Annotated in this window: 1 protein-coding gene; it reads right to left on the bottom strand. The window is 34.5% G+C overall.

Translation table 11 applies throughout. The features are described 5' to 3' along the window. A partial coding sequence (locus B5F38_RS14165) for an STN domain-containing protein (RefSeq protein WP_143241009.1) occupies positions 1-314 on the bottom strand: 314 nt, incomplete at its 3' end. Positions 315-624: the final 310 nt, after the last annotated feature.

Below are 624 nucleotides of genomic sequence, written 5' to 3'. Positions count from 1 at the left end.
TTTTTGTCGATAACATAGCTTATACCATGATTGGCAAGAAGTTTATTAAGGACTGATGTCAAGGCTTCATCCTTGACTTTGAGTGTTACGGGAACATTTACATTTATAGTCTCTTTGCTATAAATGAACCGGTATTTTGTCTGCTGTTCTATGGATTTAAGAACATTTTCCAAGGCAATTCCATCGACATCAATGGATACCTTGCTGTTGGATGCGTAGGCCGATAGCCCATAGCCAAACATCATCAGGAAGAGCATAGCCCTAAACATCAGATGCCAACGGCTGCGCATTGGATGTGAATTTGTTTTTTCCATTATTTTGATATGAGGTATTGTTTTCTGGTATGATTTTTAATTTATAGATTTTTATGGTAATTCAAATAAAGAACGATTGTGAAAAAATAATCCACATCGAGAAAGTACAAAATTTTCAATTTATTCATTTTTTGTTTGATTACCTTTGGATGCAGAGTCTTTTTTATTTACCTTAGTCGACCTACTGTTGAGTACAATTTGTTTTTGTCGATAACATAGCTTATACCATGATTGGCAAGAAGTTTATTAAGGACTGATGTCAAGGCTTCATCCTTGACTTTGAGTGTTACGGGAACATTTACATTTATAG

Origin of the sequence: Barnesiella sp. An22 (assembly GCF_002159975.1) — a bacterium.
Classification (GTDB): domain Bacteria; phylum Bacteroidota; class Bacteroidia; order Bacteroidales; family Barnesiellaceae; genus Barnesiella; species Barnesiella merdigallinarum.
The sequence above is the reverse complement of the archived record's forward strand: the minus strand, read 5'-3'. Positions and strand labels throughout refer to the sequence as shown.